Genomic DNA, 16785 nt, shown 5'->3' with positions numbered 1-16785 from the left:
CAATTTGATAATTAGATAATTTGAATTGTTATTTAACCACAAAGAACACAAAAGATTTTTCGCATGGTAAAAAACTTATTACCTCATCACCTTAGAAACTTAAAAGCTAAAAAAAAGCACCAACCTTTCGATTGATGCTTTTTGTATTGAGTTGAAAAAAATTATTTTTTCTTTCCTTTTGCAGGAGCTTTTGCAGCTTTTGCAGCTTCTTGAGCAGCTTTCATAGCAGCACGAGAAATTCTTACCTGAGCAACAACTGTGTTGTCTGGGTGCATAATTTTGTATTCTGGAGCACCAACTTTAGTAACGTATAATTTGTTACCCATTTCAAGTGGTGTGATGTCAGCTTCAACGAAATCAGGAAGATTTGCTGGTAAAGCTTTAACTTTTAATTTACGTTGGTTTAAACGTAAAACACCTCCCGCAAGAACACCTTTAGATGTACCAACGATTTTTACAGGAACTTCCATAGTGATTTCTTTATCATCAAATAATTGAAAGAAGTCAATGTGTAAGATTCTGTCAGATACAGGGTGAACCTGGATATCTTGTAAAATTGCATTGAATGATTTTCCTTTTCCAAGTTCGATCACAACTGTGTGAGCGTTTGGAGTGTAAATCAAGTTTTTGAATGCCGCAGCGTCCGCTGAGAAATGTACTGCCTGATTTCCTCCGTATAATACGCAAGGAACCTGTCCAGCATTACGTAAGGCTTTAGTTGACACTTTGCCCACGCTTTCTCTTTCTGATCCTTTAATTGTAATCGATTTCATTGTAAAAAAATATAGTTATTAATAAATATTCTAATTTGCTTTAAGCTTTAAGCACCAGGCTTTAGGCTTTTTGTAATCGTGAAACAGCTTACGGCTTAAAGCCTAAAGCGTATCGCTTCTTACATTATAAATTTTCCACTAATGGAATTGTTGTGGTGCACCATGTGCATAACTTCAGCAAATAGAGGTGCACAACTCACTACTCTAATTTTATCCGATTGTTTCTTTAACGGAATTGAATCGGTTACGATTAATTCGCTCAATTTCGAATTTTCAATTTTCTCATACGCACCGCCAGATAATATAGCATGTGTACAAATTGCTCTAACACTTAGTGCTCCTTTTTCGATCATTAAGTCGGCCGCTTTTGCTAAAGTACCGCCTGTATCGATCATGTCGTCTACTAATATTACGTTACGACCTTTTACCTCACCAATCAATTCCATAGTGTCGATAACGTTGGCTGCTTTTCTTTGTTTGTAACAGATTACTACATCTGATTCTAAAAACTTAGAGTAAGCATAAGCTCTTTTTGAACCTCCCATGTCCGGAGATGCAATAGTTAAATTTTCTAAATTTAAACTTTGCACGTAAGGCAAAAAGATGGTAGATGCAAATAAATGATCTACTGGTTTTTCAAAGAATCCCTGAATTTGATCTGCATGCAGATCCATTGTCATAATTCTTGTTGCTCCTGCAGCGGTCAATAGGTTTGCTACTAACTTTGCTCCAATTGGAACTCTTGGTTTGTCTTTTCTATCCTGTCTTGCCCAACCAAAATAAGGCATAACAGCTGTAATATGTCTTGCAGATGCGCGTTTTGCAGCATCAATCATCAGCAGCAGTTCCATCAAATTATCTGCCGATGGGAAAGTCGAACACACGATAAAAACGCGTAATCCTCTAATTGATTCTTCGTATGATGGCTGAAATTCTCCATCGCTATACGTTGACATCGTTACTTTTCCTAACGGAATTCCGTACTGTTCTGCAATTTTTTCTGCAAGATAAACACTTTGTGAACAAGCAAAAATTTTAGCTTCTGGTTCTAGGTGCGACATTATAATTTGTTGTTTTGTAGTTAGTTGTGTGTGCGTCGTTTTAACGAGCTGCAAATTTAGAAAATTTATTGGAGACTGAAAGGAAAAATTTAAGTATTTTTAGTAGAACATTTAATTTAATTTTTTACATTTGCACCGTGTTAAAGGAATGAGCACATTATTGAACTCATTCTATTGCGTTAGAATAATTGATTTATCGGTTATTTTTTCGTCTGCTAAGCCCGGATGGCGGAATTGGTAGACGCGCTGGTCTCAAACACCTGTGGGAAACCGTGCCGGTTCGACTCCGGCTCCGGGTACAAAAACCTCTTCTTAACGGAAGAGGTTTTTTTGATTTTATACCATTCCAATTACAGCTCTGAAAAAAAACAACAACTATTAATTACAACAATAATTATCTGTTTTGCAGCATTCTAAAACTTACTACCTTTGTATTTAAAAAAAATACATCCCCTTGTAAATGGAAAAAATCGAACACATCAACTACATCAAAGCACCTATCGAAGATGTTTATAAAGCATTAACAACACAAGCAGGTCTTGGCGCTGTTTGGACAGAAGAATTAGCAGTTAAACCTGAATTAGGTTGTGTCAATGAGTTTAGTTTTGGAGACGATGATCTCACAAAAATGAAAATAGTCGAATTATCCCAAAACAAAAGGATATTATGGGAATGTACCGATTCTGACCCGGAATGGATTGGAACAAAAATTTCATTCGATCTGACAGAAAAAAACGGAACCACAGCTGTCGTCCTTAAACATTTTGACTGGCGCGAACTAACAGAATTCTACCAATGGTGCAACTACAATTGGGCAATGTTTCTATTAAGTCTTAAAAGCTATTGTGAGGATAACGAAGGGACGCCTTATCAAAAAAGAAAATTCTAGTATACTTTTTAAATAGAGATTTCTTACGCAGTTTACATGGTTCAAACCTCACAACTTGCCTCATGCAAAACAGGAAAATTGCATGAATTAGCAATAAAACACAATTGATTGGCCTTAAAATGTAAATCTAAAGCCAAGTCGATTTGGTCAGGGTTTGAGATTTTTACTTTTGGCTTTAATCGTACTTCTGTAAAACGGCCGCTTCCGTCTGCAGAAACTTCTAGTGTTGCTTCGGCGTTGTCGGAATACTCCAAAACTTCTATTCCATTTTGAGAACAGACATATAAGTATGACATCATATGACAGGAAACTAAACTGCTCAATAATAAATCTTCAGGATTGTATAATGAGGGATCGCCCTTGAAAGCTTTTGCTGCCGAAACTTCTAAAAGTGGTTTTCCTTCAATTTTAATTTGATGGTTTTTAGTCGATCTTGAACCTGTTTCTTTTGGATTTTGTTTTGAATTCCAGTTTAATTCTGCTTGGAAAAGGTGTTTCATTTTTTTTACTTTTTTTATCGCTAAGTTAAAGTTTTATAAGCTGTAATTTTTTAATCCTGAAAAACCACAGAGTTTTGACAAAAAACCGAATAAATTAGTGCAATTCCCAAGCAAAATTTTCAATCATAAAAAAACCTCGAAAGGATTGCTTTCGAGGTTTTCTAGAGAACTGAACTAATAAACAAATTCTAAAACTATTTCTTTACCGAGAATTTAAAAGTAGTTTTAGTTTTATAATTTTCTCCCGGGTTTAAAACCGTTGTTGGAAAATTTTTTTGGTTTGGAGAATCCGGATAATGTTCTGTTTCTAAACAAAGTCCGGTTCTGTGTCCGTATGTTTTTCCATCACGTGTTGGCAAAGTTCCGTCAAGGAAATTTCCTGAGTAAAACTGAATTCCAGGTTCGTCTGTTGTTACTTCCAGAACCCTTCCGCTTGGCGCATGATATACTTTTGCAATTACTGTTTTTCCTTTTTCAGGATTGTTTAACACCCAGCAATGGTCGTATCCTTTTCCTCTTTCTATTTGTTCGTTTTTAGCTTCGATGTCTTTTCCAATTAACTTTGGTTTTCTAAAATCGAAAGGCGTATTGGCAACATCTTCTAATTTTCCTGTTGGAATTAAAGTTGCATCAACCGGAACAATTTTATCAGCATTTAAGGTCAATTCATGATCTAAGATTGTTTTTGTGAAATCTCCTGATAAATTGAAATAAGAATGCTGCGTTAAGTTTACAACCGTTGTTTTATCCGTTGTTGCTTCATACAAAACTTCTAACTGATTATCATTAGTCAATGTATAGGTTACAAAAACCTTTAGATTTCCTGGATATCCTTCTTCCATATCTTTACTTAAATAAGATAATTTTAAAGAAGCTGCTTCGCCAGATTTAACCTCATCTGCTTTCCAAACCACATTAAAATATCCTTGCGGTCCACCGTGTAAAGCATTTGGTTCATTGTTTATGGCTAACTGATAGTCTTTTCCGTCTAAAGTAAATTTCCCTTTTGCAATTCGGTTTCCGTATCTTCCTATTAAAGCTCCAAAAAATGGGTTCTCTTTTTCATATTGTGCCAAAGAAGTAAATCCAATTACTACATTTTCAGAAATACCCTCTTTATTTGGCACTTTCAAATCTGTAATTCTTCCGCCAAAAGTGATGATATCGACTTCCATCCCACTTTGGTTTTTCAATTTGTAACTATCGACTTTTTCTCCTTTTGCAGTTGTTCCATAAGAAGATTTTTCAATCGTTACTACTGCTTTTTGATCCGAAACTGTTTTGGTATCCATTTTTTTATCGCTTTTGCATTGAACTGAAATTAAAGCCAGACTAAACAGGCTAATTCCAAAAATACAACGTTTTACTACATTCATAAATGATATTTTTTGGTTTGTAAAAAGTTAAATGTTACATGTAAAATGTTAGATGTGAAATTTAATCATTTTAAAAATGTAAAGATTACCTTTTTAAGTTTTTTCACATTTTACATCTTACAAATTACATTTTACTGCCTTACAGGCCGTGTTGAAACAAATGAAAATAAGCTTCATTTGCATTGATCTTATCTTTAAACTCTCTTACCGTAGTTTTTTCGTCAATAACCAATAATTCGATTCCGGCGATATCAGCAAAATCTTCCATGTACTCTGTTGTAAGCGACTGGCTGTAAACCGTATGGTGTGCTCCACCTGCAAGAATCCAGGCCGTTGCTGCAATGTCAAGGTTTGGTTTACAATCCCATAAAACTCTTGCAACCGGTAATTTTGGTAATTCAGCCATTGGTTTAATAGCTTCCACTTCGTTTACAATTAAGCGGAAACGAGTTCCCATATCTACTAAAGAAACATTGATTGCATCTCCTGCAGGCGAATTAAACACCAAACGTGCAGGATCTTCTTTACCTCCAATTCCTAAAGGATGCACTTCGCAAGAAGGTTTTCCGTCGGCAATAGATGGACAAATTTCTAACATGTGAGAACCTAAAACATACGATTTTTGTGGTGTAAAGTGATACGTATAATCTTCCATAAAAGAAGTTCCGCCTTCCAAACCAATGTTCATTACTTTTAAAGCTCTAACCATTGCAGCTGTTTTCCAGTCGCCTTCTCCTCCAAAACCATAACCGTCGGCCATTAATCTTTGTGTTGCGATTCCTGGTAATTGTTTCCAAACTCCAAGGTTTTCAAATGTATCTGTAAAGGCTCCGAAACCACCTTCTTCAAGGAAAGCTCTTAAACCTAATTCGATTTTTGCTGCTTCAACCAAAGAACTTCTTTGAGCACCGCCTTCTTTTAAAGAATCGGTTAAAGTATAGGATTGTTCGTAAACAGCTAATAAATCGTTTAATTCTTTTTCTGTTACTTTCTCGATATGTTTGGTTACATCTGAAGAATCGTATCCATTTACCGAAACTCCAAAACGAATCTGCGCTTCTACTTTATCGCCTTCGGTAACGGCAACTTCACGCATATTGTCTCCAATACGAGCTACTTTCAGGTTTTGAAGTTCGTCCCATCCAAGAACCACTCTTGACCAGATTCCTAATTTTTTCTGAACTCTTTCGTCTTCCCAGTGCCCTACAACAACTTTACGTTTTTTACGCATTCTTGACATGATAAAACCAAATTCACGATCTCCGTGAGCAGATTGGTTTAAGTTCATGAAATCCATATCGATAGATCCCCACGGAATTTCAGCATTGTATTGTGTATGCAAATGACATAATGGTTTCTTTAAAATACTCAACCCGCCAATCCACATTTTTGCCGGTGAAAAAGTATGCATCCAGGCAATAATTCCGATACAGTTTTTAGCCGAATTGGCAGCCAAACAAACATCTAAAATCTGCGAAGGCGATTTTACCACATCTTTGTAAACCACTTTTACAGGAATACTAGACGAAGCGTCTAATCCTTTTGCAATTATCTGCGAATGCTCTGCTACTTTTCTTAATGTTTCTTCACCGTATAATTCCTGGCTTCCTACTACAAACCATACTTCTTTTTGAGAAATGTCTATCATTTTGTTATTTTGTTTCAAGTTTTCTTTGTTTCAGGTTTCAAGTTCTGAAATGTGGAAAATCTTATTGTTATGTTATTATTTTTATTTTGTTTTGTTTGTTTCGCGTTCCAAGTTTCACGTTCCAACAACTTGAAACTTGAAAGAAAGAAAACCTGAAACAAAACTATCACTGTCCGTAGTACGAATCTTTTCCGTGTTTACGGTTGTAATGTTTCTTTATTAGTGAATCTTTTAATCTTGGTGCGTTTGGATTTATTTGCAAAGTCAGGTACGCCATTTCGGCAACAACTTCTAAAACTTTACTGTTGTAAACCGCTTTTGCAGCATTTTTCCCCCAGGCAAACGGACCGTGATTTCCAATTAAAACCATTTCTACTTCTTCGTACGAAAGATTTTTTTCTTTGAAGCAATCCAAAATCTGGATTCCGGTATTGTGTTCGTAATTTCCTTCAATTAAGTGATCAGCCATTGGCGGTGCACACGGAATATCGGCCGTTAAATGATCAGCATGTGTAGTTCCGAAAATCGGAATATCCTGCTGTGCCTGCGCCCAAGCCACAGAATAGGTTGCGTGCGTATGTGCCACTCCTCCAATATTTGGCCAGTTTTTATACAAATAAGCATGCGTTTTAGTGTCTGATGACGGACGCATAGTTCCTTCAATAATGTTATTATCAAAATCTACAATTACAATATCTTCAGGTTTTAAATCTTCGTAAGGAACGCCGCTTGGTTTAATGGCAAAAACACCAGTTTTTCTATCCACGGCACTTACATTTCCAAAAGTATATACGACCAAATTCAATGCATTTAACTGCATGTTGGCTTCGTAACATTCTTGTTTTAAATCTTTATAAAGAGAGCTCATGCTGTGCTATTTTAATGTTTGGATCTGCGAAAGCGCTTAATTTTTCATATCCCAAAAGCAGTTTATGATATGCTTCGACTTTATCTGTTTGAGGGAAATATTCTCCGTCAAAATCGCTTCCTATTTTTTGGCTTGCTTCGATTACATTTGGATAAATTCCGGCTGCTACGGCTGCATAAATTGCCGCTCCTAAAGCTGGAGTCTGGTCTGAAGCTGCGATTTTAATTGGCTTGTTTAATACATTAGCCAAAGTCTGCATGATAAAAGGAGATTTTCGGGCAACGCCGCCAATTCCGATCACGCTGTCAATTTTTACTCCTTCTTCTTCAAAACGGTCCACGATTTTCTTCGCTCCAAAACAAATTGCGTTTACTAAAGCTTTAAAAATATGAGGCGCTTTTGTTCCTAAAGAAAGATTTGAAATCGCGCTTTTTAATTCCTGATTCGCATCTGGAGTTCTTCTTCCGTTGATCCAGTCCAAAGCAATTGGAAGACTTTCTGAAACTGGGATTTTCTCGGCTTCTTTTGTCAATTCAACAATCAATTTATCACTGAATTCTTCTCTCAATTGTTCTTTTTGTTCTTCATTTAAAAGAGATGAAGAACCTAATAAATGTTCTGTAGGCCACATTAATAATTCTTTGTACCAGGCCAGTAAATCTCCAAAAGCAGATTGTCCGGCTTCAAGACCAATAAAACCTGGAATTACAGAACCATCAACTTGTCCGCAGATACCGCGAACGGTTTTTGTTCCTACTTCATCATAAGAACCAACCAGAATATCGCAGGTTGAAGTTCCCATAACACGAACTAAAGTATTTTCTCCAATTTTAGCTCCAACAGCTCCAGAATGTGCGTCGAAAGTTCCAACAGCCACAACTGTTTCTGTAGAAAGTCCTAAACGATCTGCCCATTCTTTGCTTAAATTTCCGGCAGCTAAATCTGATGTATAGGTTTCATCATATAAATTACCACGAAGTTGTGCTAAATAAGGATGTAATTTTTCTAAAAATTCTACTGGAGGAAGTCCGTTCCAGTCTGCGTGCCACATGGCTTTGTGTCCCGCTGCGCAACGGCTTCTTTTGAAAGTTTTTAAATCTTTATCTTCAATTAACAAATACGTCATCAAATCGCAGTGCTCCATCCAGGTGTGCGCTGCATTTCGAACTGCTTCATCTTCTCTGGCGATGTGCAGGATTTTTGCCCAAAACCATTCTGATGAATAAATTCCTCCTACATATTTGGTAACATCTTCTCCTCCCCAGCTTACTGCCAGTTCGTTGATTTCGTTTGCTTCATTTATAGCAGTATGATCTTTCCATAACACCATCATGGCATTTGGATTTTCTTCAAAACCTTTTGTCAAAGCCAATGGTGTTCCGTCTTTGGTAACCGGAACAGGAGAAGATCCTGTTGTATCAATACAAATTCCCTTCACCAATTTTGGATCGACTTTGCTTTCTTTAATAACCGTTTGAATCGTAATTTCCAGTCCTTCGATATGATCCAAAGGATGCTGGCGAAATTGATTTATGGATGCGTCGCAATACTGCTTATTTTTCCATCTTTTGTAATGAGAAACATTGGATGCCAATTCCTGCCCATTTTCAGTATCTATAAGAACCGCACGAACAGAATCTGTTCCGTAGTCTAATCCTATGACATAATTTTTCATTCGAAATTTATTTTTAATGGTGACAAATATACTTATAAATATTTATAAGTGTACAAAAAACACTTAATAAAAAAGCGTCAGTTATTTTTTGCAGATATTGCACTAAAACAGCATTTTATGATTAAAAGAAAAAATAAACATGTGAATAACATTTATTCTGCTGCGATTATTTCATCTTACGATCCAAAATGGCAAAATACAAACTGCTTTCTTCCCTGTATTTTATCAGATTTTTTCTTTTCTAAAGTTATTTTCCTTCCAAAACCAAAACCGAAAAAGGCGGTAAATTGATTTCTAATTTTCCTTTTTTATTTTCAAAATCCTTAAATGCTGCCGGACTAATTTTATTTGGATTCTCGAAAGAATTAAAATCCTGCAATTTTGATGAAGTAATAATTCTTGCTGTAAAATTTTTAACATTTAAATCTTTTGTATCAATTTCTATTTTATGTTTGCTTTTTGCATCCACATTTACCAATGAAATATGTACGGCACCATTTTTATCTTTTGACGCCGAAGCCGAAACTGCCGGAAGCGTCTGGTCTTTAAAAGTATACGATGGAGAATTAAAACTTAGAGGCAGCAGTTTTGCATCCTGATGCACATTGTACATTTGCATAACGTGATAGGTTGGCGTTAAAATCATTTTGGTTTTATCGGTCAGGATTACGGCTTGCAAAACATTTACACATTGAGCTAAATTTGCCATTCGAACACGATCTGCGTGATTGTTGAAAATATTTAAAGTTGCTCCTGCCAAAACAGCGTCTCTAATGGTATTTTGCTGATATAAAAATCCCGGATTTGTTCCTTTTTCTACATCATACCAGCCTCCCCATTCGTCAACCACCATGGCCACTTTTTTCTCAGGATCGTATTTGTCCATGACCGCAGCGTGCTTTGTTACCAGTTCTTCCATTTTTAAAGCCTGATTCATGGTTTTAAAATATTCCTCTTCAGAAAAATTAACAGCGTCGCCTTTTTTATTCCAGTCAATTACAGAATAATGATGCACGCCAACGCCGCCCAGCATGTTCAGCGGAATATTTTTCATTAAAACTTCAGTCCAATTGTAATCGCTGCTGTTGGCTCCGGATGCAATACGGTTTATACCTCCGCTATTATTCCAATCTGCCATAAAAGTGGCAAACTTGCGGTATTCGCCTGCGTAATATTCTGCAGTCATGTTACCGCCGCAACCCCAGGCTTCATTACCAATTCCCCAGAATTTTACTTTCCATGGTTCTGTTCTACCGTTTTTTTTACGCAGATCACTCATTGGGCTTTTGCCTCCAAAATTGGCATACTGGATCCAATCAGCAAATTCCTGAACCGTTCCGCTTCCTACGTTTCCAGACAAATAAGGCTCTGCTCCTAATACCTCACAAAGATTTAAAAAGTCGTGAGTTCCAAAACTATTGTCTTCTGTTACGCCTCCCCACCATTGATTTACAATTGTTGGTCTTTGTTCTTTTGGGCCAATTCCGTCTTTCCAGTGATACGTATCGGCAAAACAACCTCCGGGCCATCTCAAATTCGGAATTTTTAAATCTTTTAAGGCTTTAATCACATCATTCCTTACTCCATTTGTATTGGGAATTTTGGAAGTATCGCCAACGAAAAATCCTCCATAGATGCATCGGCCCAAATGTTCGGCAAAATGACCGTAGATGTTTTTGTTAATAGTAGGCGACGCAGGATCATTTTTTATAGTAATGAGCACCGTCTCTTTCTGAGCCCATGTAGATTGGGCACAAAATGTAATAAATAGTAATAGCAGCGTTTTTTTCATAGTCTATTGTGGTTTTTGACATGCAGAAAAACAAGTTGGTTAGATAATAGTTGTAATTTTTGGCTTTTCTTTTTCCCAAACAGCTTAAAATAAGTGTTTGTTTAACATTTGTAAATTTAAACAAAAAAAAATCTTAAAAACAAATTAAAAAGCTAAAACAACTGGTTGCAAAAAACAGAATTCGCAATACTTTTTCAAAAACATGAACAATAAAGCGACTTTAAGGTCTCAAAAAACATTTAACAAAAAGTTTTAAAGCTGAAAAAATTACAAAAAACACAGAAAAACACGTTTTTTATAACAATACTTGGTTGTTTAAAATTTTGAAATAAAAATAATAATCCCTACAGCAATGCTCTTTTAAAAATGTTTTTACCTTTGATCCTGATTTTAACATTAGAATAATTAAGAAAATAGAATAAATATATTCAAGATTATATGCCGAAATCAATTGTTAAAACTTCCTGTTTTTATCAATATATTTGCATAAGTGTAATTATTACATTAATGAATTATGAAACAAAATAAGAAGTTTATATCTTTACCAATAAAATATTGAATATGCTAAACAGTTATAGCTCTGCCGATAAAGTTTTACTAGCAGTAGATTGTATTATTTTTGGATTTGACAGTGAAGGTTTGAAAATACTTTTAATTAAAAGAGATTTTGAACCTGAAAAAGGAAAATGGTCTTTGATTGGAGGGTTTCTAAAACGCGATGAAGTTTTAGATGATGCAGCTATTAGGATATTAAATACCTATACAGGTCTTAACGATATATATATGGAGCAGCTGTATGCGTACAGTGAAATTGATCGTGACCCGGTTGAAAGAACAATTTCGGTTTCGTATTTTGCTTTGATTAATATCGAAAATCATAATGCAGAACTAATTAAAAATTACCATGCCGAATGGTTCCCTATTAATGAGGCGCCCAACTTAATTTTTGACCACAACGAAATGGTTCAAAATGCAATTAAAAGACTTCGTTACAAAACTTCTATAAAACCAATTGGTTTTGAATTATTACCGGAAAAATTTACCATGCGCCAGCTTTTAGAATTATACGAAGCTATTTTGAATAAGGAATTAGATAAGAGAAATTTTATCAGTAAAATTAATTCTCTCGAAATCCTGAATAAATTAGAAGAAAAAGACATGCAGTCGTCTAGAAAAGGATCGTATTTGTATACTTTTAATAAAGAAAAATACGAAGAAAAATTACTTAATAATTTTGTTCTGAATCTATAAAAAGGTCAGATACAGCAGATTTTTCAAATCATTTTAATCTTAGCGATTTAGCAAAAAAACAAAACCCTGAAATCCACAACTTTCAGGGTTTTTTCTTCAATAAAACTACTATTAAAAAAAATAAACAAAATTCATTTATTCTATTTTTAACCTATGTTTTAAGCGATCATTATGAACACTAATCGCTAAAACAATAATAAGTGTAAAATTTACATTTGCAAATGTAAGTAAAATTAATCTTGAAAAACAAGTAATTGCATTTTTATTTTTTTTATTAATAAAGCGTAGATTTTTTAAACAAAATATCATTTCCTTGTGATGTAAGCAAATTACATCACAAATCATCACTCAAAGTATTACAAAGAATTTCGCATTATCAAAGACGATTTGTTTTCTATTTGATCCTTGCTTCCTTTTAAAACCATTTCTGCTAAAATTTTTCCCATAGCTTCAAAATGGGTTGAAATGGTTGTAATTCCATTAGCTGCGATTTTTTTCAACGGTGTTTCATTATACGATATAATGCCAAAATCAGCTCCAAGTTTTAAGTTTTGATCTCTTGCTTTTTCAATTACCCGAACCAAATCTCGGTCATTTGGTATTATATACAAATCTCCAATCGTAATTTCTCTATTCGTAAATTCTGTTATGATTTCAGATTCAAAATGATATTCGGCACAAAAATCCTCAAAACCCATTTTCATTCCGAGCGGTTCCCGAAATCCCGGAAAAATTAAAATCAGCTTTTTGTATTTGCTCAATCTTTCCTTTCCTTTTTGCAGTCCTTCAAAAATATCCTTTTGATGGTTTTGATAAATTGCCGGATACGATTTCAAATCCGGATTGGTCTGATCTAGTATAATAACATCCCCTACTGGTAGGGTTTTTATAGATGCGGCAATATCTTTCAAATTCGTTGGCATCAAAATATATTTGGTGTACATGCCATTGCTGTCGTTAATTAGTTTTTGAAAAACACCTCCATTAAAATGATGAAAGAAAATATCGACCTGAACATTTTTGCCAATATTATTTAAAAAAGAATTATAGATATCTTCTTTAAAAATATTTAACTCATCAAAAAGTAAAAAAATCTTTTGTTTTATGGTGGTTTCAACGCTCTTAACGTAGTATCCTTTTCCGGGAATGGCATAAATTATCCCTCTTTTTTTGAGCTCATCATAAGCCAGTAAAACCGTGTCGCGAGATAACGAAAACGCCAGACAAACTTTATTTACAGACGGAAGACGATCGCCTTTTATCAGCTTTTCATCTTCAATTGCTTTTTCTATTGAAAGAATAATCTGTTTATATTTCGGCTGCCCGATGTTATTTTGAATCGAAATAATATTCATAAAAAAAGAAGAATTTTGCGCAATATACAAAAACTGGTAGGTACTGGTATGTAAAAATAAAGAATGTTTTTATTTTTGAAATTTACATTTGGCAGATTTGATATGGAAATAAAACATAAATCTCATTTTCAGGAAACTTGTAATTCTAAATCTTTCGGTTTTATGGCAGATAACAACGAAATTCTTTCTTTCGAATTATCAAATAAAAACGGAATGAAAGTTCAGATTATAAATTATGGCGCAACAGTAACTTCTTTAGAAATTCCAACTTCTAAAGGAAATATTGTTGATGTGGTTTTAGGTTTCGATTCGCTTTCTTCTTATTTAGAATCCTATTTCTTGCCAAGTGCGCCTTATTTTGGTACAACTGTCGGCCGTTATGCAGGAAGAATCAATAAGGGGATTTTTAGCTTAAACGGAAAAACATATCAATTAGCCAAAAACAATAACGGAAATGCTTTGCACGGCGGTAATAAAGGTTTTGGAAAGAAAATCTGGAATGTTACCAAGCGAACTTCCGGCGAAAATCCGTCTGTGACTTTTAGTCTTTTAAGCAAAGATTTAGATGAAAATTATCCGGGAGAATTACAAGTCGATTTGACTTATACTTTAACCGAAGAAAATGAATTGAAATTAGATTATAAAGCCGTTTCTACAGCAGATACTATTGTAAATTTAACACATCATAGTTATTTTAATCTTGACGGTCACGACAACAGCGTTCTGGATCAAAAGATTTTTATTAATGCTGACAAAATACTGGAGACCAATCACGAAAATATTCCAACAGGAAATTTTGCAGATCTTACCAGCCATAAATTTGATTTCAGATTAGAGAAAAACTGTCCTTCTGTAATTGATAATTCTTTTGTTATTAACGAAAAAGGAAACGTCGCGGCATATTTGTTAAGTTCCAAAAATAATTTAAAAATGAGCGTTTACACCAATCAGCCCAGCGTACATATATATGTAGGCGGTAATTGTTTTGACGTCTTAAAAGGAAAAAATAATGCGGTGTATCATAAAACAAGCGGTGTTTGTTTTGAAACCCAAAATTTTCCAGATGCTCCCAATCAGGCTCATTTTCCAAATTCGGTTTTAAAGAAAGACGAAGAATATATCCAGAAAACAGTTTATAAATTTGAAAATATAAACTAAAAACCACCAACCATTTTTACAATAATGAATGACATTTTAATACAAAATACTACTGCTTTTTTTGAGAATTCTTTTGGGTCAAAACCTGAAAAAGTAGTGCTTTCTCCAGGAAGAATAAACATTATCGGCGAACACATTGATTACAACGATGGTTACGTACTGCCGGCTGCAATTGATAAAGTAATTTGCTTTGCTTTTGAAAAAAATAATTCAAAAAAATCAAAAATATTTGCAATCGATTTAAATGAAGAATTTGAAATTGATTTAACCGAAGAAGTGAAATTGAGTGATGTTGTCTGGACCAATTACATTCGAGGCGTTATTAAACAGCTGCAGGACAACGGATTTTCTTTTGAAGGTTTTAACTGCGTTTTCAGCAGTAATATTCCGGTCGGCTCCGGACTGTCTTCTTCTGCAGCCTTAGAATGCGGGATGATTTTCGGAATTCAACAGCTTTTTGGTTTAAAAATTGGGAAAGTTGATATAGCATTATTAGGACAAAAAGCAGAACACTGGGTTGGAATTAACTGCGGTATTATGGATCAGTTTTCGAGCGTTCACGGCCTTGAAAATAAAGTAATAAAATTAGATTGCAACACACTGGATTTTGAATATCATAATGCTGATTTTAAAGATTACTCGCTTGTTTTATTCGACAGTAATGTTAAACATTCTCTTTTTACATCTGAATACAATACCCGCAGAATGGAATGCGAAGAAGGCTTGTCGATTATAAAAAACAACTTTCCGGAAATAAAAAGTTTTAGGGATTGTACTGAAGAACAGCTTTTAAGCATTCAGGATAAAATGAATGAAACCGTATTTAAAAGAGTTCATTTTGTAATAAAAGAAATCAATCGGGTTGTACAAGCTTGTGTGGCTCTGGATAAAGGAAATATAGAACATTTAGGACAATTACTTTTTGAAACTCATTATGGTTTATCTCAGGAATATGAGGTGAGCTGTGCTGAGTTAGACATGCTTGTAGACACTGCAAAAGCAGATGATGCGATAATTGGTTCTCGTTTAATGGGAGGCGGTTTTGGAGGATGCACCATAAATTTAATCAAAAAAGGACATGAAAATGAGGTAAAAAGTAAGTTTTCAAATCAATATTTAGATACATTTGGGATTGAATTAAAATTTTATGATGTAAAAATCTCAAACGGAACAACATTACTTTAATACCACACACAACACAATGAAAAATTTTGACATTAACGAAGATCCTCACAGACGTTTTAATCCCTTAATTAATGAATGGGTTTTGGTTTCACCGCATCGTGCAAAACGTCCCTGGCAGGGACAAAATGAGACGGTTTCAACCGAAGCACTTCCAAAACATGATCCCAGCTGTTATTTATGTCCCGGAAATGTTAGGGCAAACGGAGAAATTAATCCTGCCTATAAAAACAGTTTTGTATTCGACAATGATTTTGCAGCCCTTAAACAAGACGAAATTATTTTTGAAGAAGATATCAAGCATACATTTTTTAAGGCCGAACCTGAACAGGGAATTTCAAGAGTCGTTTGTTTTTCGCCAAGACACGACTTAACCCTTCCGGAAATGGAAGTTTCTGATATTGAAAACATCGTTAAAACCTGGCAGAAAGAATATACAGAATTAGGAAGTATTAAATATATTAATCACGTTCAGATTTTTGAAAACAAAGGAAGTGTTATGGGATGCAGCAATCCTCATCCTCATGGGCAGATCTGGGCTCAGTCATCACTGCCGACTCAAGTTGAAAAAACACACAACAGCTTAAAAGCATATTACGATAAAAACAAAAGAACACTTCTGGAAGATTACGTTCAGGCCGAATTGAGAGTAGAAAGCAGAATTGTTATAGAAAATGAACATTTTGTTGCATTAGTTCCGTTTTGGGCAATCTGGCCTTATGAAACTATGATTGTAAGCAAAAGAGCTATTTCTAAAATCACCGATTTTAATGCCGAAGAAGTTACAGCTTACGCCAAAATTTTAAAGCAGTTAACAATTAAATATGATAATTTATTCAACACTTCTTTTCCGTATTCATCAGGTATTCACCAAGCGCCAACAGATGGCTTAGATCATCCTGAATGGCATTTTCACATGCATTTTTATCCGCCATTGCTTCGTTCAGCAACTGTAAAAAAGTTTATGGTTGGTTACGAAATGCTGGGAGAATCTCAAAGGGATATAACCCCGGAAAAAAGCGCAGAAATTTTAAGACAACAAGAAGTTATACATTATAAAAGTGCTGTAAAAATTGACTAAATTTTACTCTAAATGATCCATTTTTAAAATTTAACACATAATAAATCCATTATAAATGTAAATAACACATTTACAATGGTAGTTTTTTAAGTTTTTATTTTAAATTTGGCTTCCATTCTTGTTTTGATAAAAAAATAACAGAATAAAAACACATATTTCATTTTTAACGAGATTAT

Annotated in this window: 14 protein-coding genes and 1 tRNA gene; 6 read left to right on the top strand and 9 right to left on the bottom strand. The window is 34.5% G+C overall.

The window, feature by feature from the left end:
• Nucleotides 1-161: 161 nt before the first annotated feature.
• Nucleotides 162-773 carry a 50S ribosomal protein L25/general stress protein Ctc gene (locus tag BKM63_RS06645; protein WP_071635844.1) on the bottom strand — a complete coding sequence of 204 codons (612 nt, stop codon included), beginning with the start codon at nt 771-773 and terminating at the stop codon, nt 162-164.
• A gap of 119 nt (nt 774-892) precedes the next feature.
• Nucleotides 893-1834: a ribose-phosphate pyrophosphokinase gene (locus BKM63_RS06640; protein ID WP_071635843.1), complete on the bottom strand. Its 942-nt coding sequence runs from the start codon at nt 1832-1834 to the stop codon at nt 893-895.
• Nucleotides 1835-2053: 219 nt separating this feature from the next.
• On the opposite strand from BKM63_RS06640, the gene BKM63_RS06635 reads away from it, so the two are divergent.
• A tRNA-Leu gene (locus BKM63_RS06635) sits at nt 2054-2133 on the top strand.
• 161 nt (nt 2134-2294) lie between these two features.
• Nucleotides 2295-2723 (top strand): SRPBCC family protein, encoded by a 429-nt coding sequence (locus tag BKM63_RS06630; RefSeq protein WP_071635842.1) that lies wholly within the window; start codon nt 2295-2297, stop codon nt 2721-2723.
• Between the two features lie 41 nt (nt 2724-2764).
• Here the strand turns inward: BKM63_RS06630 and BKM63_RS06625 are convergent, their stop codons facing one another.
• From BKM63_RS06625 to BKM63_RS06595, 6 genes are all read right to left on the bottom strand, one after another.
• Complete coding sequence (locus BKM63_RS06625; protein WP_071635841.1) at nt 2765-3223, bottom strand: OsmC family protein; 459 nt, start codon at nt 3221-3223, stop codon at nt 2765-2767.
• A 194-nt stretch (nt 3224-3417) separates the two neighbouring features.
• Nucleotides 3418-4599, bottom strand: a complete 1182-nt coding sequence (locus tag BKM63_RS06620; protein ID WP_071635840.1) for an aldose epimerase family protein — start codon at nt 4597-4599, stop codon at nt 3418-3420.
• 139 nt (nt 4600-4738) lie between these two features.
• Complete coding sequence (araA, locus tag BKM63_RS06615) at nt 4739-6247, bottom strand: L-arabinose isomerase (protein WP_071635839.1); 1509 nt, start codon at nt 6245-6247, stop codon at nt 4739-4741.
• Between the two features lie 166 nt (nt 6248-6413).
• Entirely contained in the window at nt 6414-7115 is a 702-nt protein-coding gene (locus tag BKM63_RS06610) for an L-ribulose-5-phosphate 4-epimerase (RefSeq protein WP_071635838.1), read from the bottom strand.
• Complete coding sequence (locus tag BKM63_RS06605) at nt 7099-8790, bottom strand: ribulokinase (protein ID WP_071635837.1); 1692 nt, start codon at nt 8788-8790, stop codon at nt 7099-7101. The genes BKM63_RS06610 and BKM63_RS06605 overlap by 17 nt, the downstream gene beginning before the upstream one ends.
• Nucleotides 8791-9037: 247 nt before the next feature.
• A complete protein-coding gene (locus BKM63_RS06595) occupies nt 9038-10582 on the bottom strand; it encodes an alpha-N-arabinofuranosidase (protein WP_071635835.1) in 1545 nt (514 codons plus the stop codon).
• 561 nt (nt 10583-11143) lie between these two features.
• Between BKM63_RS06595 and BKM63_RS06590 the strand changes: the two genes are divergently transcribed.
• A complete protein-coding gene (locus BKM63_RS06590) occupies nt 11144-11833 on the top strand; it encodes an NUDIX hydrolase (protein WP_071635834.1) in 690 nt (229 codons plus the stop codon).
• A 356-nt stretch (nt 11834-12189) separates the two neighbouring features.
• On the opposite strand, the gene BKM63_RS06585 is transcribed toward BKM63_RS06590, so the two are convergent.
• Nucleotides 12190-13188 carry a GntR family transcriptional regulator gene (locus BKM63_RS06585; protein WP_071635833.1) on the bottom strand — a complete coding sequence of 333 codons (999 nt, stop codon included), beginning with the start codon at nt 13186-13188 and terminating at the stop codon, nt 12190-12192.
• A gap of 162 nt (nt 13189-13350) precedes the next feature.
• Here BKM63_RS06585 and BKM63_RS06580 point away from each other — a divergent pair, with 162 nt between their 5' ends.
• From BKM63_RS06580 to BKM63_RS06570, 3 genes are read left to right on the top strand one after another with little or no spacing between them, the layout of a single operon-like run.
• Entirely contained in the window at nt 13351-14346 is a 996-nt protein-coding gene (locus BKM63_RS06580; RefSeq protein ID WP_347511955.1) for an aldose epimerase family protein, read from the top strand.
• Nucleotides 14347-14370: 24 nt separating this feature from the next.
• On the top strand, nt 14371-15531 hold the full coding sequence (gene galK / locus BKM63_RS06575; protein ID WP_071635831.1) for a galactokinase: 1161 nt from the start codon (nt 14371-14373) through the stop codon (nt 15529-15531).
• 16 nt (nt 15532-15547) lie between these two features.
• Entirely contained in the window at nt 15548-16609 is a 1062-nt protein-coding gene (locus BKM63_RS06570) for a UDP-glucose--hexose-1-phosphate uridylyltransferase (RefSeq protein WP_071635830.1), read from the top strand.
• Nucleotides 16610-16785: the final 176 nt, after the last annotated feature.

Origin of the sequence: Flavobacterium johnsoniae (assembly GCF_001879205.1) — a bacterium.
GTDB classification, from domain to species: domain Bacteria; phylum Bacteroidota; class Bacteroidia; order Flavobacteriales; family Flavobacteriaceae; genus Flavobacterium; species Flavobacterium johnsoniae_A.
This window is presented reverse-complemented; position numbering and strand designations above follow the sequence as displayed.